The organism is Paraburkholderia sp. MM5482-R2, assembly GCF_050436125.1.
Taxonomy (GTDB): Bacteria; Pseudomonadota; Gammaproteobacteria; order Burkholderiales; family Burkholderiaceae; genus Paraburkholderia; species Paraburkholderia tuberum.
The window spans coordinates 3,817,435-3,837,984 of sequence record NZ_JBNDLP010000002.1; the positions used below are offsets into that span (position 1 = coordinate 3,817,435).

The following is a 20,550-nucleotide window of genomic DNA, read 5'->3' on the forward strand; positions in this document are numbered from 1 at the left end:
CGATGAACGAAGCATCTCCCTCGGCGGTGATCCTGAGGCCCGCCTCCCACCAGCAGGGGTTCGATTTCGACGTGACGATCGTCGGCGCCGGGCCGGTCGGCCTCGCGCTCGCCGGCTGGCTCGCGCGCCGCAGCGTGACGCGCGAGCTGAAGATCGCGCTCGTCGACGCGCGCGAGCCGGAAGACTCGATCGCCGATCCGCGCGCGATCGCGGTCTCGCACGGCAGCCGGATGATCCTCGAGCCGCTGCGCTGGCCCGCCGACGCCACCGCGATCGAGCGCATCCACGTGTCGCAACGCGGTCATTTCGGCCGCACGCTGATCCATCATCGCGAGCACGGCCTGCCCGCGCTCGGCTACGTGCTGCGCTATGGCTCGATCGTGCATGGCCTCGCCGACGCCGTGCATGCGACGCCGGTCCACTGGTTCCGCTCGACCTCGGCCGGCGCGCCGGTTCAGGAGCTCGACGGCGTCACGCTGCCGATCGAAACCGCGGGCGTCGCGCGCCAGTTGCGCACGCGGATTCTGGTCAACGCCGAGGGCGGCCTGTTCGGCGACCAGAAGCACGCGAAAAATCCGAGCCGCGCCACGGACGAATCCGCCGGCGCACGCGACATCGGTAAAAACAGCGCCGGCTCGCGCGACTACGGCCAGACCGCGCTGGTCGGCACGGTCACCGTGTCCGCGCCGCAGCCGCACGTCGCATGGGAGCGCTTCACGTCGCAAGGTCCGATCGCGCTACTGCCGATGGGTGGCGTGCGTGGTGCCGACTACGCGCTCGTCTGGTGCTGCGCGCCCGACGAAGCCGCGCGCCGCGCGCAGCTTTCCGACGAAGCGTTCCTGCGCGAGCTCGACGCCGCGTTCGGCGGCCGCATGGGCCGCTTTACGCACATCAAGGGTCGCGCGTCGTTCCCGCTCGGTCTCAACACGGTCGACACGCTGGTGAACGGCCACATCGTCGCGATCGGCAATGCGGCGCAGACGTTGCATCCGGTAGCCGGCCAGGGCCTCAATCTGGGCTTGCGCGATGCGCACGCGCTCGTCGACGCGCTGTCGGCCGAAGGCCCGACCCCGCTCGCGCTCGCCACCTTCACGCAACGCCGCGCGCTCGACCGGCGCCTGACGATCGGCTCGACCGACACGCTCGCGCGCCTCTTTACCGTCGACTTCGCGCCGCTCGCGGTACTGCGCGGCCTCGCCCTGACCGCACTCGAATTCGTGCCGCCGGTCAAAACCGCGCTCGCCCGGCAGATGATGTTCGGCCAGCGCCGTTAAGCGCGAGAAATCGCTGCCCGGTTCTATGAGCCGGGCGACTTTCATAGAAGATTTAACGGGTTACGAGACTCGGTTCGCGAGTCCCGGCAACCCGTTAACGCTAAAATAGCGGTTTTCCCTCGCATTTCGCGCTGCGCCGACTGTCAAGATCGTCAAATCCTGGCCCGTCGTCGGTGCGCGCTCACGCCATGCCCCCTCTCGGCCCCCACAATCTGCGTAACAACCTGTTCGTCGCCCCGATGGCCGGCGTGACCGACCGACCGTTCCGCCAGCTGTGCAAACGGCTCGGCGCGGGCTATGCGGTGTCGGAAATGGTCGCGTCGAACGCGCAGCTGTGGAAGAGCGAAAAGACCATGCGCCGCGCGAACCACGAAGGCGAGGTCGAGCCGATCGCGGTGCAGATCGCCGGCGCGGACCCGGAGATGATGGCCGAAGCCGCCCGCTACAACGTCGCGAACGGCGCGCAGATCATCGACATCAACATGGGCTGCCCCGCCAAGAAGGTCTGCAACGTCGCGGCCGGCTCGGCGCTGCTGCAAAACGAACCGCTCGTGCAGCGCATCGTCGAGGCCGTCGTGAACGCGGTCGGCGTCGGGCCCGACGCGGTGCCCGTCACGCTGAAAATCCGTACCGGCTGGAATCGCGAGAACAAAAACGCGCTGAACGTCGCGCGTCTCGCGCAAGCCGCGGGCATTTCGATGCTGACCGTGCACGGCCGCACGCGCGCGGACCTGTACCACGGCGACGCCGAGTACGAAACCATCGCCGCGGTAAAGGCGGCGGTGCGCATTCCGGTCGTCGCGAACGGCGACATCACGTCGCCGCAAAAGGCGCGCGAGGTGCTCGCCGCGACCGGCGCGGACGCGATCATGATCGGGCGCGCCGCGCAGGGGCGTCCGTGGCTCTTTCGCGAGATCGAGCATTTCCTGCAAACGGGCGAGTTGCTGCCGCCGCCGCGCATCGACGAAATCCAGCAGGTGATGAACGAACATCTCGAAGATCACTACGCTTTTTACGGGGAATTTACCGGTGTCCGCACTGCGCGCAAGCACATCGGCTGGTACACTCGCGGCCTTTCCGGCGCCAACCTGTTCCGGCATCGCATGAATACGCTGGACACCACGCGCGAACAACTCCTCGCCGTCAACGAGTTCTTTGACGCGCAAAAGGCGATCTCAGACCGCCTCGTCTACGTCGACGAAGCGCCCGGCAACCCCGGGCTCGACAGCGAGAGCGAGGACAACTCCGACCGACTGGCAGCATGAGCAAGAACAACATTGAACAATCTGTCCGCGACAGCCTGGACGTGTATTTCCAGGATCTCGACGGCTCCAATCCGCACGACGTCTACGACATGGTCATTTCATGCGTGGAAAAACCCTTGCTCGAAGTGGTGCTCGAGCAGGCCGGCGGCAACCAGTCGCTGGCCGCCGAGTATCTCGGCATCAACCGCAATACGCTGCGCAAGAAGCTGCAACAACACGGTTTGCTGTAGCGCGTCGTAGTTTCTCGCGCCCTGCCACGTTTCCCTTCGGCTTTTCGTCTTCATCATGATCAAGCAAGCGCTCATCTCCGTTTCCGACAAGTCCGGCATCGTCGACTTCGCCAAATCGCTGTCGGACCTCGGCATCAAGATCCTGTCGACCGGCGGCACCGCGAAACTGCTCGCGGACGCGGGCCTGTCCGTCACCGAAGTCGCCGACTACACGGGTTTCCCGGAAATGCTCGACGGGCGCGTGAAAACGCTGCATCCGAAGGTGCACGGCGGCATCCTCGCGCGCCGCGACCTGCCCGAGCACATGGCCGCGCTCGAGAAGCACGACATTCCGACCATCGACCTGCTGGTCGTGAACCTGTACCCGTTCGTGCAGACCGTGTCGAAGGAAGAATGCTCGCTCGAGGACGCGATCGAGAACATCGACATCGGCGGCCCGACGATGCTGCGCTCGGCCGCGAAGAATCACCGCGACGTGACGGTGGTGGTCGATCCGGCCGACTACGCGGTCGTGCTCGACGAAATGCGCTCGAACGGCAACACGGTGTCGTACAAGACGAACTTCCGCCTCGCGACCAAGGTGTACGCGCACACCGCGCAATACGACGGCGCGATCACGAACTACCTGACGAGCCTGACCGACGAGTTGCAGCATTCGTCGCGCAACGAGTACCCGGCCACCTTCAACATGGCGTTCGACAAGGTGCAGGACCTGCGCTACGGCGAAAACCCGCATCAGAGCGCGGCGTTCTACCGCGACCTGGCGGTGCCGGCCGGCGCGCTCGCGAATTACAACCAGTTGCAGGGCAAGGAACTGTCGTACAACAACATCGCCGACTCCGACGCGGCGTGGGAATGCGTGAAGACCTTCGACGTGCCGGCCTGCGTGATCGTCAAACACGCGAATCCGTGCGGCGTCGCGCTCGGCGCGGACGCTCACGAAGCGTATTCGAAAGCATTCCAGACCGATCCGACCTCGGCGTTCGGCGGCATCATCGCGTTCAACCGTGAAGTCGACGAAGCGACCGCGCAAGCGGTGGCGAAGCAGTTCGTCGAAGTGCTGATCGCGCCGTCGTTCAGCGCCGAAGCGCGTCAGGTGTTCGCGGCGAAGCAGAACGTGCGTCTGCTCGAAATCACGTTGGGCGAAGGCCATAACACGTTCGATCTGAAGCGCGTCGGCGGCGGCCTGCTCGTGCAGTCGCTCGACTCGAAGAACGTGCAGCCGCGCGAACTGCGCGTCGTCACGAAGCGTCATCCGACACCGAAGGAAATGGACGACCTGCTGTTCGCATGGCGAGTCGCGAAGTACGTGAAGTCGAACGCGATCGTGTTCTGCGCGAACGGTATGACGCTCGGCGTCGGCGCGGGCCAGATGAGCCGCGTGGACTCGGCGCGCATCGCGAGCATCAAGGCGCAGAACGCCGGTCTGAGGCTGGCCGGTTCGGCGGTCGCATCGGACGCGTTCTTCCCGTTCCGCGACGGTCTCGACGTGGTCGTCGCGGCAGGCGCGACCTGCGTGATCCAGCCGGGCGGCTCGGTGCGCGACGACGAAGTGGTCAGCGCCGCCGACGAGCACAACATCGCGATGGTGCTGACTGGCGTGCGTCACTTCCGTCATTGATCGGCTGAAGTTCGGTAGCCGCAAGACAGGCCCGGCGGGTTGTCCCGCTGGGCCTTTTGTTTCGCGGCGACGCGTTCAATCGTCAGGCTCTTTGCGCGCATAACCGTCCCGCACCTGCGCATGCTGGCTGATGTATGTGCCCAAACCCTGGCCCCGCCGCGCGAGACGTTTCAGCACCGCGACATGTTCGGCGCCGACACTCGCCTCTGTGTACCAATACACGACGCCCGGCCGAAAGCGCACCTTGATGAAATCGTCGCCGATTTCGTAAGCGTCGACACCCGAGTCGCCGCTGAGATTGCGGTAGCGCTCCATTCTCGATTGCCCTCCTTCGCAAAGCCTTTAGCAGCTTTTATTCCGCTAAGCATGCTGCCAGCGGGCCGCCGCGCGCCGCATTCGATGTAGTATCGCAGGCACCTGGTTTTTATCGCTTGTGCGGCACCTCATGAGAATTCTCGGCATCGACCCCGGCCTGCGCGTGACCGGCTTCGGCGTGATCGAACAACACGGCCACACACTGAGCTACGTCGCGAGCGGCGTGATCCGCACCGCCGACGCCGATCTGCCGTCGCGGCTCGGCACCATCTTCGCGGGCATCTCGACGCTGATCCGCGAGCACGCGCCGGATCAGGCGGCCATCGAAAAAGTCTTCGTCAACGTCAATCCGCAGTCGACGCTGCTGCTCGGCCAGGCGCGCGGCGCCGCGATCTGCGGGCTCGTCGCGGGCGGCGTGCCGGTCGCCGAATACACCGCGCTGCAGCTGAAGCAGTCGGTGGTCGGCTATGGCCGCGCGACCAAGGAGCAAATGCAGCAGATGGTCGTGCGGCTGCTGAGCCTGGCGGGCGTGCCCGGCACCGACGCCGCCGACGCGCTCGGCATGGCCATCTGCCACGCGCACGGCGGCTCGACGCTGAGCACGCTCGGCGGCATCGCACCGGCGCTCGCGAAGAAGGGCTTGCGAGTGCGGCGCGGGCGTCTGGTGGGCTAGCGCAACTATGCCCCGCGCCGCCGATCCGCTGCGCTACACTCGCGCTTTCCCATCCGACTCTGAAAACTAATCCGCCATGATCGGTCGCATTGCCGGCGTTCTGCTGGAAAAAAATCCGCCGCATCTGCTCGTCGACTGCAACGGCGTCGGCTATGAAGTGGACGTGCCGATGAGCACCTTCTACAACCTGCCATCGACCGGCGAGCGCATCGTGCTGCTCACGCAGATGATCGTTCGCGAGGACGCGCATCTGCTGTACGGCTTCGGCACCGCGCAGGAACGCTCGACGTTCCGCGAGCTGCTGAAGATTTCCGGCATCGGCGCGCGCATGGCGCTCGCGGTGCTGTCGGGCATGAGCGTCGCGGAGCTCGCGCAGACCGTCACGGTGCAGGACGCCGCGCGCCTCACGCGTGTACCGGGCATCGGCAAGAAGACCGCCGAGCGGCTGCTGCTCGAACTGAAGGGCAAGCTCGGCGCCGACCTCGGCGCGATGGCGGGCGCCGCGTCGCCATCCGACCACGCCTCCGACATCCTCAATGCGCTGCTCGCGCTCGGCTACTCGGAAAAAGAAGCGCTCGCGGCAATCAAGAACGTGCCGGCCGGTACGGGCGTGTCCGAGGGCATCAAGCTCGCGTTGAAGGCGCTGTCGAAGGGCTAAGCGCCAAGCCGCGCGCGGTACAATGACCGCATGATCGAAACCGACAAACTCGCCGCCGAGCGCATCATCGCGGCCACGCCCGTGTCGCCGAACGAAGAAGCGTTCGAGCGCGCGCTGCGCCCGCGTCAGCTCGACGAATATGTCGGGCAGGAGAAAGTGCGCGGCCAGCTCGAAATCTTCATCGAGGCCGCGAGGCGCCGTTCCGAATCGCTGGACCACGTGCTGCTGTTCGGGCCGCCGGGCCTCGGCAAGACCACGCTCGCGCACATCATCGCGCGCGAGATGGGCGTCAATCTGCGGCAAACATCGGGGCCGGTGCTCGAACGCGCCGGCGACCTCGCCGCGCTGCTGACCAATCTCGAAGCCAACGACGTTCTTTTCATCGACGAAATCCACCGGCTCTCGCCGGTCGTCGAGGAAATCCTGTATCCAGCGCTCGAGGATTATCAGATCGACATCATGATCGGCGAAGGGCCGGCCGCGCGCAGCGTGAAGCTCGATCTGCAGCCGTTCACGCTGGTCGGCGCGACCACGCGCGCGGGTATGCTGACCAATCCGCTGCGCGACCGCTTCGGCATCGTCGCGCGACTCGAGTTCTATAACGCCGAGGAGCTCACGCGCATCGTCACGCGTTCGGCCGCGCTGCTCGGCGCGCAGATCCATCCGGACGGCGCGTTCGAAATCGCCCGCCGCGCGCGCGGCACGCCGCGTGTCGCGAACCGCTTGCTGCGGCGCGTGCGCGACTTCGCCGAAGTGAAGGCCGACGGCAACATCACCGCGCAGGTGGCCGACGCCGCGCTCAGCATGCTCGACGTCGACGCGGTCGGCTTCGACCTGATGGACCGCAAGCTGCTCGAAGCGATCCTGTACAAGTTCGACGGCGGCCCGGTTGGTGTCGACAATCTCGCGGCGGCAATCGGCGAGGAGCGCGACACGATCGAAGACGTGCTCGAGCCGTATCTGATCCAGCAGGGCTTCCTGCAGCGCACGCCGCGCGGCCGCATCGCCACGCTGCTCACGTACCGGCATTTCGGACTGGCCGCGCCGGATTCGGCGAGCGCGCGGCCGGGTCTGTGGGATTCCACGAACTGAGTCACGCGACGAGGCCGACCAGGATGTCAGACCAGACCCAGCAACCCGGCCCTTCCAACCGTTCACCTGTCAATCCCGCCGGCGACCCGTCCGGCAATGTCACGCAGCGCCTCACCCACCGCCTGCGCTCGAAGCTCGCCGCCGGCGTCACGCATCTGACGACCGGCAGCGGACCGGTGCTCGACTACTCGTCGCCGCCGGGCGACCCCGGCCTGTTCGGGCCGGACTCCGTCTGCTGGAAAGTCCACGCCGACTTCACGTCGATGATGACGGGCGGCATCAGCGCGCTGCTGCTTCAGGCGCTGCATCCGCTCGCGCTCGCGGGCGTTTGGGATCACTCGAGCTTTCGCACCGACATCCTGGGCCGGCTGCGTCGCACGGCGACGTTCATCGCCGGCACGACGTACGCCAGCAAGAACGATGCGCTCGCGCTGATCGAGCGCGTGAAGCGCATTCATCTCGACGTGACCGGCGTCGCACCGGACGGCCAGTCGTATCGCGCGAGCGAGCCCGCACTGCTGACGTGGGTACACGTCGCGGAAGTGTCGAGCTTCATGACCGCGCATCTGCGCTATGTGAATCCGGTGCTGTCCGTCGCGGCGCAGGATCAATACTTCGCGGAAACCGCGCGCATCGCGGAAATGCTCGGCGCCGTCGATATTCCGCGCTCGCGCGCCGAGATCGAGGCGTACCTGCTCGCGATGCGGCCCGCGCTCGTCGCGAGCGAGCGCACGCGCGAAGTCGTGAGTATTCTGATGAACGCGCCGGCACCGAGCTTCGCGATGCGGCCCGCTGGCACGCTAATGCTCAACGCGGGGGTCGATCTGTTGCCCGACTGGGCGCAGACGATGCTCGGCTTGAATCGCCACGCGGCGCTGCGTCGAACCTTCGCGCGGCCTGGCGTGCGGGTCGTCGCGCCGGTGATCCGCTGGGCGCTGGTCAATGGAGTATCGAAGCGGGCTCGGCGCCGCGCGGCGGCGGCGGTGCGGGAGCAGGATTGATTGCGGCACGCGTCTCGGGCCATTGCCCGCCTTTGCTTACCGCCCCGGTCCCTTCCTGAAACCATCATCGTCGGCGCTGCCCGCGTCGAGATGCGTTACGTCCGCCCACGACACGATCGTCGCGCGACCGTCCCCGTAATCCACGACGTTCAGGCTGGTGTTCAGCAGCGGGTAGTCGCGCGGTGCTTCGAGCCGCATGCCGGTTGCAAAGCGGCGCACGCAGTCGAGCACGCCGCCATGCGTGACACAGGCGATGCGCCCGCCCGGATGCGCGGCGACGAGCGGCTCGATCGCATGCACGATGCGGTGGTAGAACACGCGGTGCGACTCGCCCTCGGGCGGCGCGAAGCCAGGATCGCGGGTTTGCCACTGCGCGTATTCGTCGGGGAAACGCAGCGCGATCTCGTCGCTGTCATGGCCCTGGAACGCGCCGTACGAGCGCTCGCGCAAGTTCTCGCGCGACTGCAGCGGCAGGCCGAGCGCCTCGCCGATCGGCTGCGCGGTCTGCTGCGCGCGCTGCAAGTCGCTCGAATAGATCGCGTCGAGCCGCGCGCCCTGCTTCGCCTCGTCGGCGAGGCGCTGCGCGAGACGTCGCGCCTGCGCGACGCCGGTCGTCGCAAGCGGAATGTCGATGTGGCCTTGAATGCGCTTGATGCGGTTCCAGTCGGTCTCGCCGTGCCGGATAAACAGGATCTGCGTCGTCATGAGAGAGAGGTGCCGTTCGCGGTTGTGTCGAGCGACTATTGTCGCAAAAAGCAGCGGCACGGCCCGCGTGCGGCGACGGCGTGCTCGAACGTTTGCGTTCTTTTACGCGTTGGTCTGCAACCAGAACGTGACCGGCCGGTTTGCGTTCTTTTACGCGTTGGTCTGCAACCAGAACGTGACCGGCCCGTCGTTGACGAGCGACACCTGCATATCCGCGCCGAACTCGCCAGTCTCGACGATCGGATGCTTCGCGCGCGCGGCGGCGACGAAGTAGTCGAACAGGCGCTTGCCCTCGTCGGGCGGCGCGGCCGGCGTGAAGCTCGGGCGCAGGCCGCTGTTGGTATCGGCCGCGAGCGTGAACTGCGACACGAGCAGCAGGCCGCCCGCGCGTCCGGCGCCGTCGAGATTCTGCACCGACAGGTTCATCTTGCCGGCCGCGTCGCTGAACACGCGGTAACCGAGCACCTTGGCGAGCAGCTTATCGGCCGTGGCCTCGGTGTCGCCGCGCTCCGCGCAGACGAGCGCGAGCAGGCCCGCGTCGATCGCGCCGGTCACGCGATCGGCGACGCGCACTTCGGCGCGCCGCACGCGTTGGATCAGCGCGATCACGCCGTCAGCGTCACGCGCGCGAAACGGCGCTTGCCGACCTGCACGACGTACTCGCCCGCTTCGACCTTCAGGCCCTTGTCGGACACCGCGGCGCCGTCGATCTTCACGCCGCCTTGCTCGATGTTGCGCAGCGCCTCGCTCGTCGACGGTACGAGGTTCGCCTGCTTCAGCAACTGGCCGATCGCGAGCGGTGCGCCCGCGAGCGTCACGGCCGGGATGTCGTCGGGCACGCCGCCCTTCGCGCGATTGTTGAAGTCCTCGAGCGCGCGTTCGGCGTCCGCCTGCGAGTGGAAACGCGCGACGATTTCCTGGCCGAGCATCACCTTGAAATCGCGCGGATTACGGCCCGCGTCGGCCTCGCGCTTGAAGCCGGCGATTTCGTCCATCGGACGGAACGACAGCAGTTCGAAGTAACGCCACATCAGCGTGTCGGAGATGCTCATCAGCTTGCCGAACATGTCGGTCGGCTTTTCGCTGATGCCGATGTAGTTGTTCTTCGACTTCGACATCTTCTCGACGCCGTCGAGCCCTTCGAGCAGCGGCATCGTCAGGATGCACTGCTGCTCCTGGCCGTACTGCTTCTGCAACTCGCGACCCACCAGCAGGTTGAACTTCTGATCCGTGCCACCGAGCTCCAGGTCCGCGTTCAGCGCGACCGAGTCGTAGCCCTGCATCAGCGGGTACAGGAATTCGTGGATCGAGATCGGCACGCCGCCCTGGAAGCGCTTCGTGAAGTCCTCGCGCTCGAGAATGCGTGCGACCGTGTAGCGCGACGCAAGCTTGATCATGCCGTCGGCGCCTAGCGGCATCGACCATTCGCTGTTGTAGCGAATCTCGGTCTTGTCGCGATCGAGCACCAGCGCGGCTTGCTCGAAATAGGTCTTCGCGTTCGATTCGATCTGCTCGCGCGTGAGCGGCGGGCGGGTCGCGTTGCGCCCGGACGGGTCGCCGATCAGCGACGTGAAGTCGCCGATCAGGAAAATCACCGTGTGGCCGAGGTCCTGCAACTGGCGCATCTTGTTCAGCACGACCGTGTGGCCGATGTGGATGTCGGGTGCAGTCGGATCGAGCCCGAGCTTGATGCGCAGCGGCTTGGCCGTCGCCGCGCTGCGCGCGAGCTTTTGCGCGAATTCGTCTTCGATCAGCAGTTCGTCGACGCCGCGCCTGGTCACGGCGAGCGCGTGACGGACTTCGTCGGTGATCGGGAAGGCGGAAGCGGGATTGGGCTGGGTGGACTCGGTGCTCATGCTGGAAACGTGAAGTCGCGAAAAAACAGGATTGTCCCATAGATGCGCGCCGCCGCGCCCTCTCACGCGCCCCGCACGGCCCCGCGACGGGCCAATTCGTTGCGGCTCGCGTCGCCTTCGCCGTTTGCGCCGATAATCTGCTACAACAAATCGGAATGAACATCGACAGGAGCAGCGACGTGGCGCAAGATCCCGCAGACGGCATCTATTTCGGACTGATGTCGGGAACCAGCATGGACGGTGTGGACGGCGTGGCCGTCCGGTTTGCCAATGGGAAGCCGCCCGAGGTGCTGGCCGAAGCGTTCGTCGGCTTTTCGGCCGGCATCCGCGAAGCGCTGTTCGCGCTGCAACAGCCGGGGGACAACGAGATCGAGCGCGAGGCGCTCGCCGCCAACGCGCTCGCGACGCGCTACACGGTGTGCTGCCACGATCTGCTGCGCGACAGCCGCGTATCGGCCGATGACGTCCGTGCGATCGGCGTGCATGGGCAGACCGTGCGGCATCGGCCGGAAAAGGGGTATACGCGACAGATCAACAACCCGGCGCTGCTCGCGGAAATGCTGCATATCGACGTGGTCGCCGATTTCCGCAGCCGCGATGTCGCGGCAGGCGGCCAGGGCGCGCCGCTCGTGCCCGCTTTTCACGCGACGATCTTCGGTGCGAAGGACGAAACGCGCGTCGTCTGCAATCTTGGCGGAATCAGCAACATCACGATCCTGAACGCGACCGGCGGCGTGCGCGGCTTCGACTGCGGCCCGGCGAACGCGCTGCTCGACGCATGGGCCGAGCGCCAGCTCGGCAAGCCATTCGACGAAAACGGTCATTTCGCGGCGAGTGGCCAGGTCGATCGCAAGCTGCTGAACGCGTTGCTCGACGAACCATTCTTCGCAGAGCAGCCGCCCAAGAGCACCGGCCGCGATCTGTTCAACACCGCATGGCTCGATGCGAAGCTCGAGCCGTTCTCCGCGCTCGCACCAGCCGACGTACAGGCGACGCTCGTCGCGCTGACCGCGGTGACGGTCGCGCGCGAGATTGAGCGGCATGCATCCGATGCGCGGGCCGTGTACGTGTGCGGCGGCGGCGCGCGCAATCCGGAGATCATGAAGGCGTTGCAGCAGGCGCTCGAAGACAGTGGTGTAAGCGGCGTGCCCGTGATGACGACCGACGCGCTCGGCGTGCCGCCGAGCCAGGTCGAGCCGCTCGCGTTCGCGTGGCTCGCGATGCGCTGCATCGCGCGTCTGCCGGGCAGTCTGCCAAGCGTGACCGGGGCATCCGCGGAGCGGGTGTTGGGGGCTATTTATCCGCGCTGAGAAAAGGCAGATGCGAACAAAAACCCACGCCTCTTGATGTCGCGGGTTGCCTCTGCGGCGCGAAAACAATAAAAAACGGCGCCGAGGCACCGTTTTCACTGTGGCACGAAGAGCCTGTCCGCTCAGACCGAGAACGACGAACCGCAACCGCAGGTCGTGCTCGCGTTCGGGTTTTTGATGACGAACTGCGCGCCGTTGATGTCGTCCTTGTAGTCGATCTCTGCGCCGACCAGGTACTGGTAGCTCATCGAGTCGATCAGCAGCTGGACGCCGCTCTTGTTCATCACGGTGTCGTCTTCGTTGATCGCTTCATCAAACGTGAAGCCGTACTGGAAGCCCGAGCAGCCGCCGCCCTGCACGAACACGCGCAGCTTGAGCTCCGGGTTGCCTTCCTCATCGATCAGTTGCTTGACCTTGTCAGCCGCTGCGTCGGTGAAGACGAAGGGGGCCGGCATCTCGGTCACGGGGGTGTCGGTGACTGCGTTCATTCGAACTCTCCAAATAGCTTTAGCCGATATTGTAGGGCTGTTCCGGATATCGTGCTGAAGCCCACAAAATCAATGGGTTCTTGCTGCAAGGTCGATGCAAGGCGAGCCGATGCCGCTTGAGCGAACGAGACCGGCCGGCGAACCATAAAAAAAGCCGCCTTCGCGCGTGGCGTTGGCGGCTTTTGCTGCAAACCGGCGTGAAGGCCGGTTCGCGCCCGAAACGATTAACGCTTCGAGAACTGCTTGCGGCGACGCGCCTTGTGGAAGCCGACCTTCTTACGTTCGACTTCACGAGCGTCACGCGTGACGAAGCCAGCCTTCGACAGTTCCGGCTTCAGCGTTGCGTCATAGTCCATCAGCGCGCGGGTGATGCCGTGGCGAACCGCACCTGCTTGACCCGTTTCACCGCCGCCGGTCACGTTGACCTTGATGTCGAACGTGACACCGTGGTTCGTGAGTTCCAGCGGCTGACGCACGATCATCAGCGACGTTTCGCGCGAGAAGTAGTCGGCGATGGGCTTGCCGTTCACAACGATGTCGCCCTTGCCTGCCTTGATGAACACGCGAGCGACGGCACTCTTGCGGCGGCCCGTGCCGTAATTCCAGTTACCGATCATGTGGGCTCCCTTTAGATCTCGATCTCGAGCGCCTTCGGCTGTTGTGCCGAATGCGGATGCGTTGCGTCAGCGTAGACCTTCAGCTTCTTGATCATCGCGTAGCCGAGCGGACCCTTCGGCAGCATGCCCTTGACCGCTTTCTCGAGCGCACGGCCCGGGAAGCGTTCCTGCATCTTGCCGAACGTCGTTTCATAGATACCGCCCGGGTAGCCCGAGTGACGGTAGTACTTCTTGTCGGTAACCTTGTTGCCCGTGACCTTCAGCTTGCCGGCGTTGATGACGATGATGAAATCACCGGTGTCGACGTGGGGAGTGAATTCAGGCTTGTGCTTGCCGCGAAGACGGTGTGCCACTTCGCTGGCGACACGCCCGAGAACCTTATCCGTCGCGTCAATCACGTACCATTCGCGCGTCACCTCATGGGCTTTTGCGGAAAACGTCTTCATGATCGATCCAAAAAAATTGCTGCGCCCAATGTGTTCTTTCCTGCTTGTAGTGTGCGCATCGAGGCGCGTGCAGGCTCTCCCTGGTTCTTCTTCCGCGGGCGCGGATGCGGAAAAGCCCTGAATTATAAAGGAATTTGTGCTGGCAAGTCAAAACGTGCGATGCGCTCGCCGCGAGCGGCCAGGAAACGGGGCGAAACGCCTGACAAACGGGGCGAAAAAAAACCCGAACGAGCGGCTCGGGTTTAATCCACCAAAGGAGGAGGTGGAGGAGACAGCGGAGGTTGCAGAACTGCTGCAACGATGAAGTAAATTATAAGAGTCACCCTTGTGCAACGCAAGAAGATTTGCATTGTGAAATTAGTTTTCACAATGTGACAGATTCGAGGCAGGGAGGACATTTGACGAAACTCCTTTTGGCTCAAGCACTAAAGGCCAAAAAATTCGAATCGCATCAGACATGCCTTAGAGTAAGTACCCTAAACTGTCCGAGGAATTCTGGAACCACCCGCCCATTCCGCACCGCAACAAGAAAGCAATCACCGTGCATGGACGCGGGATGCGCTCAGCGTGCGCCAATCGTCAGACGCCGGGCTACAATGCCGTCTCGACAAAGCGATGCGCGGTGGGAGTGACAGCATGGAATGCAAAGTAAGCTGGATGGGACAAGACGGGATGGCGTTCGCGGCCGAGACGGGCAGCGGTCATCTGGTCGCGATGGACGGCGCACCCGAGGGTGGCGGACGCAACCTCGCGCCGCGCCCGATGGAAATGGTGCTGCTCGGCACCGGCGGCTGCACCGCCTACGACGTCGTGATGATCCTGAAGAAGAGCCGCCAGGAGATCGCCGGCTGCTCGGTGACGCTGAAGGCCGAGCGCGCGAGCGAAGATCCGAAGGTGTTCACGAAGATCCACTTCCACTTCACGGTGACGGGCAAGAATCTGAACCCGGCGACCGTCGAGCGCGCGATCAACCTCTCGCACGACAAATACTGCTCGGCGTCGATCATGATCGCGAAGACCGCCGAGCTCACGCATTCGTTCGACATCGTCGCGCTCTGAGCGCGAAAGCGATGGCGGCCACGGCCGCCACCCCGCCCTAAATGAAAAAGCCGGCGTCCCAACGGACGCCGGCTTTCCTTATACAGCGGCAAAGCAGGCCGATAAGCCGGATTCTGTGCACGCGCCGCGCCCGAAGACTCGACCCGCGTGGCAGCCATTCCTCTAGGCGCGCCATTACTGACGCGCTCAAGCTTCCTACCCGCAGACGAGACGGGGGCCCCGTCCTGCATCGCGAAGATGCGCGCCTGCCTACTTGGAATTGCTCCGGGTGGAGGTTACCGTGCCGGTCTGCCTTGCGACAGCCGCGGTGCGCTCTTACCGCACCGTTTCACCCTTACCTGATCCCGGCTTGCGCCGGGCCATCGGCGGTTTGCTTTCTGTTGCCCTGTTCCGCGTGTCGCCACGGATGGCCGTTAGCCATCACCCTGCCCTGTGGAGTCCGGACTTTCCTCGCCCTCGTTGGCCGAAGCCGTCGAGGCCGCGACTGCCTAGCCTGCTTTGCTGGCGCGAATTTTAACACCGAACTTGGAAGCGCCTAGCACTTGCGCCGCCCCGTGCGGAACACGGACGTGTCGTCGTAGAACGCCGGCGATTCGTTCTCGGACCACCAGCCCGGAATGCCGAGCACCGGCAGCGGCGCGAACATCCGGCTCGTCAAAGCGTCGGGGCCGAGCAGCGCCGCGCTGACGGCTTCATCGAGCCATGCGTCGCGCGTCGGGGTGTCCCATTCGAAATATTCTGCCGGAACGTCGACGATCCATGCATGGCCGGTGCAGCCCTTGAACGGCGCGATCAGCTTTTCGAGCAGCGCATGGCCGAAGCACCGCACTTCGCAGCTCCGCCCCCACGCATCGCGCCACGCGACAAACAGCGTTTGCCACTCGAAGCCGCGTAGCGCGGCGCTCAGCGAAGAATCGGCGCAAGCGAACAGCAGCGCGTTTTCGTCGAAGAGGGTCAGCATGTCGCGCACACCGCCACGCGTCGGGCCGACGCCGAGCACGTCGAGTTCCGCCGACTGGCGCGCGTTCAGCGCCGCCTTGATGCGCGGAAACGCGAACCACATCGAACCGTTGAAGAAGTCGTGCAGATTGTGGCGCGTCGGCACGCAACCGGTCGACGCTATATGCCCCTCGTACGCGGCACCCGGTGGCAGGTCGTCCTGCGCGATGAACGCAAGAGGCTGGCCGCGGCCGGTGGCCTGTTGCATCTGGGCGGCGTCGGCGTTCATCGCGGCGAGAAGGTCCGCGTAGCCGGTCAGCGCGGCTTGCTGCCAACGCTGACCGCGTGTGGCGAATTGCGCGAACCACGGCTTCGACCAGTCGATCGCGGCGAAGCACGGTGGCAGAGGCTCGGGTGCCATGCCGCGCGCAGCTTTGGCCGCCGCGGCTTCATGGTCTACCGCGGAGCCCGCTTTCGCCGCCTTATCAATATTGGCAGCGCGCTGCCCCGCCTCACGCTCCCGCATCTACCGCAGCCTCAAACGAGACGCCAGCCAATCGACTCCCCGCCTCGCAGCGGCACGACCGGCGTATCGCCGGCCGGCAGTTCGGCCGGCAGCGTCCATTCCTCGCGACGCAGCGTGACCTTCTCCGTATTGCGCGGCAGACGGTAGAAGTCCGGACCATGGAAGCTCGCGAAGCCTTCGAGCTTGTCGAGCGCGCCGGCCTTGTCGAATGCTTCGGTATAGAGCTCGAGCGCGTGCAGCGCGGTGTAGCAGCCCGCGCAACCGCACGCGTGTTCCTTCAGCCCCTTCGGATGCGGCGCGCTGTCGGTGCCGAGGAAGAAGCGCGGATCGCCCGAGGTCGCCGCCTCGACCAGCGCGACGCGATGGGTCTCGCGTTTGAGCACCGGCAGGCAGTAGTAATGCGGACGGATGCCGCCCTGGAAAATCGCGTTGCGGTTGTACAGCAGATGGTGCGCGGTGATCGTAGCGCCAAGCAGTTCCGGCGCGACGCCCGCTTCGCGGACGTAGTCGGCCGCGTCCTTCGTCGTGATGTGCTCGAACACGACCTTCAGCGCCGGAAATGCGCGGCGCAGCGGCATCATCACGCGATCGATGAAGACCTTTTCGCGATCGAACAGATCGATGTCCGAATCGGTCACCTCGCCATGCACGAGCAGCGGCATGCCGACTTCCTGCATCACTTCCAGCGTCTTCGCGCACTTCATCAGATCGGTGACGCCCGCGTCGGAGTTCGTCGTCGCGCCCGCCGGGTACAGCTTCACGCCGTGCACGAAGCCGCTCTCTCGCGCGCGGCGGATCTCGTCGGGCGGCGTGTTGTCGGTCAGGTACAGCGTCATCAGCGGCTCGAATTTCGCGCCCTCGGGAATCGCGGCGATGACGCGCTCGCGATATGCCTCCGCCATCGCGGTCGTCGTGACCGGCGGCTTCAGGTTCGGCATGATGATCGCGCGACCGAACTGGCGCGCGGTGTCAGGTAGCACGGCCGCGAGCATCGCGCCGTCGCGCACGTGCAGATGCCAGTCGTCCGGGCGGACCAGTGTGATGGCATCGGGGGAAACGTTGGAAGCAGTCATGGCAGGAATACGAGACTTCGCGCGCCTCGCTGATCGACCGGTCAAACCGCGTTGTAGCGGCCCAAACACATGTCAATTTTGCTATTTGGCGTCTCCGGCTCGGTGATATGCTTGGGAAATCATCATTGTAACGGCTCACTCCGTTCACAGGCTCACCTGCAACATGTGCCAACTTCTCGGAATGAACTGCGCCGCGCCGACGGACGTCACGTTTTCCTTTACCGGCTTTGCGGCGCGTGGCGGCGTCACCGATCACCACGCCGACGGCTGGGGCATCGCTTTCTTTGAAGACAAGGCGTGCCGCTTGTTCATCGATCATCAATCGTCGGCCACGTCGCCGATCGCCGAGATGGTCAAGCGCTATCCGATCAAATCGAAAAACACGATCGCGCACATCCGCAAGGCGACGCAAGGGCACATCCTGCTCGAAAACTGCCACCCGTTCATGCGCGAACTGTGGGGGCGTCACTGGATCTTCGCGCATAACGGCGATCTGCAGGCTTACGCGCCGGAACTGAACGGCGTGTATCAGCCGGTCGGCACGACCGACAGCGAACTCTCGTTCTGCGCGCTGCTGGAAGGTTTGCGTAAGGCTTTTCCGGGTGCGCAGCAGCCGCCGCTTCACGAGCTGTTCGCCGCGCTCGAGACGCTCACGCGTGAAATCACGCAGTACGGCGTGTTCAATTTCCTGATGTCTAACGGCCAGGCCCTGTTCGCGCATTGCTCGACGCATCTGCATTACGTCGTGCGTCGCTGGCCGTTTTCGACCGCGCATCTGGTCGACGCGGACGTATCGATCGATTTCGCCAAATACACGACACCCGAAGACCGCGTCGCAGTCATCGCGACCAAGCCGCTGACCGACAACGAAGTGTGGACCGCGTTCAAGCCCGGCGATCTGCTGATGTTCCAGCATGGCGACGTGATCGGCCGCGCCAATATTCCGGTGCCGCAGTCGGTGCTCGAAAAGTTGCGCAATCCGGCACTCGACGCATCGGCGTCGGCCACGACGATCGCGGCGTCGAACGGCGCGCACGCGGTGGGCACGAGCGCAACCACGCTTTCACCCGACAGCGAAACCGATCTCGAAGCCGCCGATGACACGGCAGCGTTCGAGTCGTAAGCCGCCGCGTCACCCTACGCGTGCGAAACAAAAAGCCGCTCCACGGAGCGGCTTTTTTTCGTCCCGCGCGAGCCCCGAAACGAGGCCTGCGCACCCACCCTCAGTGCAGAATCTTCGCGAGAAAATCCTTCGCGCGATCCGACTTCGGATTCGCGAAGAAGTCTTCCTTGCGGTCGTCTTCGACGATCAAACCCTTGTCCATGAAAATCACGCGATGCGCGACCTTCTTCGCGAAGCCCATTTCGTGCGTCACGCACATCATGGTCATGCCTTCCTGCGCGAGTTCGACCATCACGTCGAGAACTTCGTTGATCATCTCCGGATCGAGCGCCGAGGTCGGCTCGTCGAACAGCATCGCGATCGGGTCCATGGAGAGCGCACGCGCAATCGCCACGCGCTGCTGCTGACCACCGGACAGCTGCCCCGGATACTTGTCCGCATGTGCGCGCAGACCGACGCGATCGAGCAGCTTCAGGGCCTTCGCGGTCGCCTCGTCGTTCGAGCGGCCGAGCACCTTGACCTGCGCGAGCGTCAGGTTCTGCACGATCGACAGATGCGGAAACAGTTCGAAGTGCTGGAACACCATGCCGACCTTCGAGCGCAGCTTCGACAGATTGGTTTTCTTGTCGGTCAGTGACTGGCCGTTGATGACGATCTCGCCCTTCTGGAACGGCTCGAGTCCGTTGACGGTCTTGATCAGCGTGGACTTGCCCGAACCGGACGGCCCGCACACCACGACCACTTCGCCCTTTTTGACTTCCGTCGTGCAGTCGGTCAGCACCTGGAAATGGCCGTACCACTTCGAAACATTCTTGATAGAGATCATCTTGCGACCTTTTTCTGAAGACCTTTGACGAGGCTCGACGCGATCACGCAGATCACGAAATAACACGCGCCCGCGAACAGTACCATCTCGACGTTCGTGCCGTCACGATCGCCAATATTCGTAGCCGTGCGGAAGAAGTCGGCGAGGCTGATCACGTAGACGAGCGACGTATCCTGAAACAGCACGATACCCTGCGTGAGCAGCAGCGGCACCATCGCGCGGAACGCCTGCGGCAGCACGATCAGGCGCATCGCCTGCCCATAGGTCATGCCGAGCGCGAACGACGCGTTGACCTGACCACGCGGCACCGCCTGAATGCCGGCGCGGATGATCTCCGAATAATACGCGGCCTCGAACAGCGAGAACGCGACCATCGCCGAGGCGAGCCGGATGTCGATGTCGGCCGACAGACCGAGCACGCTTTGCAGCACCTGCGGCACGATCAGGAAGAACCACAGCAGCACCATCACGAGCGGGATCGAACGGAAGAGCGTCACGTAAGCCTGCGCGAACCATCCGAGCGGCTTGATCGGCGACAGTCGAAACATCGCGAGAATGGTGCCCCAGATGATGCCGAATACGATCGCGATCAGCGTGATCTTGAACGTGATGATCGCGCCGGTCCATAGCGTAGGCAGCGCGCCCGGAATACCGCTCCAGTCGAAATGATGCATCACTTTCCTCCGATATAGCCGGGCAGCCGGGCCTTCACTTCGACCCAGCGCATCAGTTGCATCACGATCAGATTGATCAGCATGTATGCGACCGTGACCGCGATGAACGACTCGTAAGTTTGCGACGTGTAGTCGACGAGCTGGCGCGCCTGCGCGGACAGATCGAGCAGACCGATCGTCGAGGCAACCGCGGAGTTCTTGAAGATGTTCAGAAACTCGGAGGTGAGCGGCGGCACGATGATGCGGTACGCGACCGGCAGCAGCACATAGCGATACGTCTGCCACTGCGTGAGGCCTACCGCCAGACCGGCCGCGCGCTGGCCGCGCGGCAACGCGTTGATGCCCGAGCGCACCTGCTCGCACACGCGCGCGGCGGTGAAGAGGCCCAGACACACGATCGACGATGAGAAGAACTGCGCGCCCGGCGGCAATTGCTTGAACCAGTTGCCGATCGACACGGGCAGCAGCTCCGGTATCACCAGATACCAGATGAAGAACTGCACGATCAGCGGAATGTTACGGAAAATCGCGACGTAGACGGTGCCGACGCCCGACGCCCATTTGTTGGGCACCGTGCGCAGCACACCGAAGAGCGAGCCGACGATCAGCGCGATCACCCATGCCGACAGCGACACGGTGACCGTCACCCGCAGCCCCGAGAACAGCCAGCCCAGATAGGTGGTCGGCTCGCCCGTGGAGACGGGACTCAGCAGAATGCCCCAGTTCCAGTGATATGACATGACCAAGACTCCGGCAAAAAGAAACGGAAGAAGCGCGTG

Annotated in this window: 23 protein-coding genes and 1 other RNA gene; 11 read left to right on the top strand and 13 right to left on the bottom strand. The window is 64.4% G+C overall.

Going from position 1 to position 20,550, the window contains the following annotated elements; genetic code table 11:
- The first annotated feature begins 2 nt into the window (after window positions 1-2).
- The 4 genes from OKW37_RS20475 (at window position 3) to purH (ending at window position 4,390) form a co-directional block, all read left to right on the top strand.
- On the top strand, window positions 3-1,274 hold the full coding sequence (locus OKW37_RS20475; RefSeq protein ID WP_429408344.1) for a UbiH/UbiF/VisC/COQ6 family ubiquinone biosynthesis hydroxylase: 1,272 nt from the start codon (window positions 3-5) through the stop codon (window positions 1,272-1,274).
- Window positions 1,275-1,462: 188 nt separating this feature from the next.
- Window positions 1,463-2,539 (top strand): tRNA dihydrouridine synthase DusB, encoded by a 1,077-nt coding sequence (gene dusB, locus OKW37_RS20480; RefSeq protein WP_090801809.1) that lies wholly within the window; start codon window positions 1,463-1,465, stop codon window positions 2,537-2,539.
- Window positions 2,536-2,769 carry a Fis family transcriptional regulator gene (locus OKW37_RS20485; RefSeq protein ID WP_008919619.1) on the top strand — a complete coding sequence of 78 codons (234 nt, stop codon included), beginning with the start codon at window positions 2,536-2,538 and terminating at the stop codon, window positions 2,767-2,769. The genes dusB and OKW37_RS20485 overlap by 4 nt, the downstream gene beginning before the upstream one ends.
- Before the next feature lie 55 nt (window positions 2,770-2,824).
- The gene (purH, locus tag OKW37_RS20490) at window positions 2,825-4,390 is read left to right on the top strand and encodes a bifunctional phosphoribosylaminoimidazolecarboxamide formyltransferase/IMP cyclohydrolase (RefSeq protein ID WP_429335308.1); all 1,566 of its coding nucleotides are present in this window, start codon (window positions 2,825-2,827) and stop codon (window positions 4,388-4,390) included.
- A 75-nt stretch (window positions 4,391-4,465) separates the two neighbouring features.
- On the opposite strand, the gene OKW37_RS20495 is transcribed toward purH, so the two are convergent.
- Entirely contained in the window at window positions 4,466-4,705 is a 240-nt protein-coding gene (locus OKW37_RS20495; protein ID WP_429408342.1) for a hypothetical protein, read from the bottom strand.
- 130 nt (window positions 4,706-4,835) lie between these two features.
- On the opposite strand from OKW37_RS20495, the gene ruvC reads away from it, so the two are divergent.
- From ruvC to OKW37_RS20515, 4 genes are all read left to right on the top strand, one after another.
- Window positions 4,836-5,378, top strand: coding sequence for a crossover junction endodeoxyribonuclease RuvC (gene ruvC, locus OKW37_RS20500; RefSeq protein WP_090801813.1), 543 nt, complete (start codon window positions 4,836-4,838; stop codon window positions 5,376-5,378).
- Between the two features lie 76 nt (window positions 5,379-5,454).
- On the top strand, window positions 5,455-6,036 hold the full coding sequence (gene ruvA, locus OKW37_RS20505) for a Holliday junction branch migration protein RuvA (RefSeq protein WP_187609960.1): 582 nt from the start codon (window positions 5,455-5,457) through the stop codon (window positions 6,034-6,036).
- 30 nt (window positions 6,037-6,066) lie between these two features.
- Window positions 6,067-7,128: a Holliday junction branch migration DNA helicase RuvB gene (ruvB, locus tag OKW37_RS20510; RefSeq protein ID WP_429408340.1), complete on the top strand. Its 1,062-nt coding sequence runs from the start codon at window positions 6,067-6,069 to the stop codon at window positions 7,126-7,128.
- Window positions 7,129-7,151: 23 nt separating this feature from the next.
- Window positions 7,152-8,129 carry an oxygenase MpaB family protein gene (locus OKW37_RS20515; protein ID WP_184058428.1) on the top strand — a complete coding sequence of 326 codons (978 nt, stop codon included), beginning with the start codon at window positions 7,152-7,154 and terminating at the stop codon, window positions 8,127-8,129.
- Between the two features lie 36 nt (window positions 8,130-8,165).
- Here the strand turns inward: OKW37_RS20515 and OKW37_RS20520 are convergent, their stop codons facing one another.
- From OKW37_RS20520 to tyrS, 3 genes are all read right to left on the bottom strand, one after another.
- Window positions 8,166-8,834, bottom strand: coding sequence for a histidine phosphatase family protein (locus OKW37_RS20520; RefSeq protein ID WP_429408338.1), 669 nt, complete (start codon window positions 8,832-8,834; stop codon window positions 8,166-8,168).
- A gap of 150 nt (window positions 8,835-8,984) precedes the next feature.
- Window positions 8,985-9,443: a D-aminoacyl-tRNA deacylase gene (gene dtd / locus OKW37_RS20525; protein ID WP_184022941.1), complete on the bottom strand. Its 459-nt coding sequence runs from the start codon at window positions 9,441-9,443 to the stop codon at window positions 8,985-8,987.
- Window positions 9,440-10,690 (bottom strand): tyrosine--tRNA ligase, encoded by a 1,251-nt coding sequence (gene tyrS, locus OKW37_RS20530; protein WP_429408336.1) that lies wholly within the window; start codon window positions 10,688-10,690, stop codon window positions 9,440-9,442. Before tyrS ends, dtd begins: the two co-directional genes overlap by 4 nt.
- Before the next feature lie 179 nt (window positions 10,691-10,869).
- Between tyrS and OKW37_RS20535 the strand changes: the two genes are divergently transcribed.
- Complete coding sequence (locus OKW37_RS20535; protein ID WP_184051084.1) at window positions 10,870-12,000, top strand: anhydro-N-acetylmuramic acid kinase; 1,131 nt, start codon at window positions 10,870-10,872, stop codon at window positions 11,998-12,000.
- A gap of 122 nt (window positions 12,001-12,122) precedes the next feature.
- Here OKW37_RS20535 and erpA read toward each other — a convergent pair whose 3' ends face one another.
- The 3 genes from erpA to rplM all read right to left on the bottom strand — a co-directional run bounded on the left by erpA (window position 12,123) and on the right by rplM (window position 13,551).
- Window positions 12,123-12,488 (bottom strand): iron-sulfur cluster insertion protein ErpA, encoded by a 366-nt coding sequence (gene erpA / locus OKW37_RS20540; RefSeq protein WP_027198818.1) that lies wholly within the window; start codon window positions 12,486-12,488, stop codon window positions 12,123-12,125.
- 224 nt (window positions 12,489-12,712) lie between these two features.
- On the bottom strand, window positions 12,713-13,105 hold the full coding sequence (gene rpsI, locus OKW37_RS20545; protein WP_011489810.1) for a 30S ribosomal protein S9: 393 nt from the start codon (window positions 13,103-13,105) through the stop codon (window positions 12,713-12,715).
- An 11-nt stretch (window positions 13,106-13,116) separates the two neighbouring features.
- Entirely contained in the window at window positions 13,117-13,551 is a 435-nt protein-coding gene (gene rplM / locus OKW37_RS20550) for a 50S ribosomal protein L13 (protein WP_090801822.1), read from the bottom strand.
- A 636-nt stretch (window positions 13,552-14,187) separates the two neighbouring features.
- Between rplM and OKW37_RS20555 the strand changes: the two genes are divergently transcribed.
- Window positions 14,188-14,610: an OsmC family protein gene (locus OKW37_RS20555; protein ID WP_026226035.1), complete on the top strand. Its 423-nt coding sequence runs from the start codon at window positions 14,188-14,190 to the stop codon at window positions 14,608-14,610.
- Window positions 14,611-14,696: 86 nt separating this feature from the next.
- On the opposite strand, the gene rnpB is transcribed toward OKW37_RS20555, so the two are convergent.
- From rnpB to pyrC, 3 genes are all read right to left on the bottom strand, one after another.
- An RNA gene (gene rnpB / locus OKW37_RS20560) (RNase P RNA component class A) lies at window positions 14,697-15,110 on the bottom strand.
- A gap of 35 nt (window positions 15,111-15,145) precedes the next feature.
- Window positions 15,146-16,075, bottom strand: a complete 930-nt coding sequence (locus tag OKW37_RS20565; protein ID WP_429408334.1) for a DUF3025 domain-containing protein — start codon at window positions 16,073-16,075, stop codon at window positions 15,146-15,148.
- Between the two features lie 11 nt (window positions 16,076-16,086).
- Entirely contained in the window at window positions 16,087-17,148 is a 1,062-nt protein-coding gene (pyrC, locus tag OKW37_RS20570; RefSeq protein ID WP_429408332.1) for a dihydroorotase, read from the bottom strand.
- A gap of 163 nt (window positions 17,149-17,311) precedes the next feature.
- On the opposite strand from pyrC, the gene OKW37_RS20575 reads away from it, so the two are divergent.
- On the top strand, window positions 17,312-18,271 hold the full coding sequence (locus OKW37_RS20575) for a class II glutamine amidotransferase (protein WP_184050901.1): 960 nt from the start codon (window positions 17,312-17,314) through the stop codon (window positions 18,269-18,271).
- Window positions 18,272-18,371: 100 nt separating this feature from the next.
- Here the strand turns inward: OKW37_RS20575 and OKW37_RS20580 are convergent, their stop codons facing one another.
- From OKW37_RS20580 to OKW37_RS20590, 3 genes are read right to left on the bottom strand one after another with little or no spacing between them, the layout of a single operon-like run.
- Window positions 18,372-19,097 (bottom strand): amino acid ABC transporter ATP-binding protein, encoded by a 726-nt coding sequence (locus tag OKW37_RS20580; protein ID WP_090801826.1) that lies wholly within the window; start codon window positions 19,095-19,097, stop codon window positions 18,372-18,374.
- On the bottom strand, window positions 19,094-19,771 hold the full coding sequence (gene gltK / locus OKW37_RS20585) for a glutamate/aspartate ABC transporter permease GltK (protein WP_018421788.1): 678 nt from the start codon (window positions 19,769-19,771) through the stop codon (window positions 19,094-19,096). Before gltK ends, OKW37_RS20580 begins: the two co-directional genes overlap by 4 nt.
- Window positions 19,771-20,511, bottom strand: coding sequence for an amino acid ABC transporter permease (locus tag OKW37_RS20590; RefSeq protein ID WP_184058438.1), 741 nt, complete (start codon window positions 20,509-20,511; stop codon window positions 19,771-19,773). The genes gltK and OKW37_RS20590 overlap by 1 nt, the downstream gene beginning before the upstream one ends.
- Window positions 20,512-20,550: the final 39 nt, after the last annotated feature.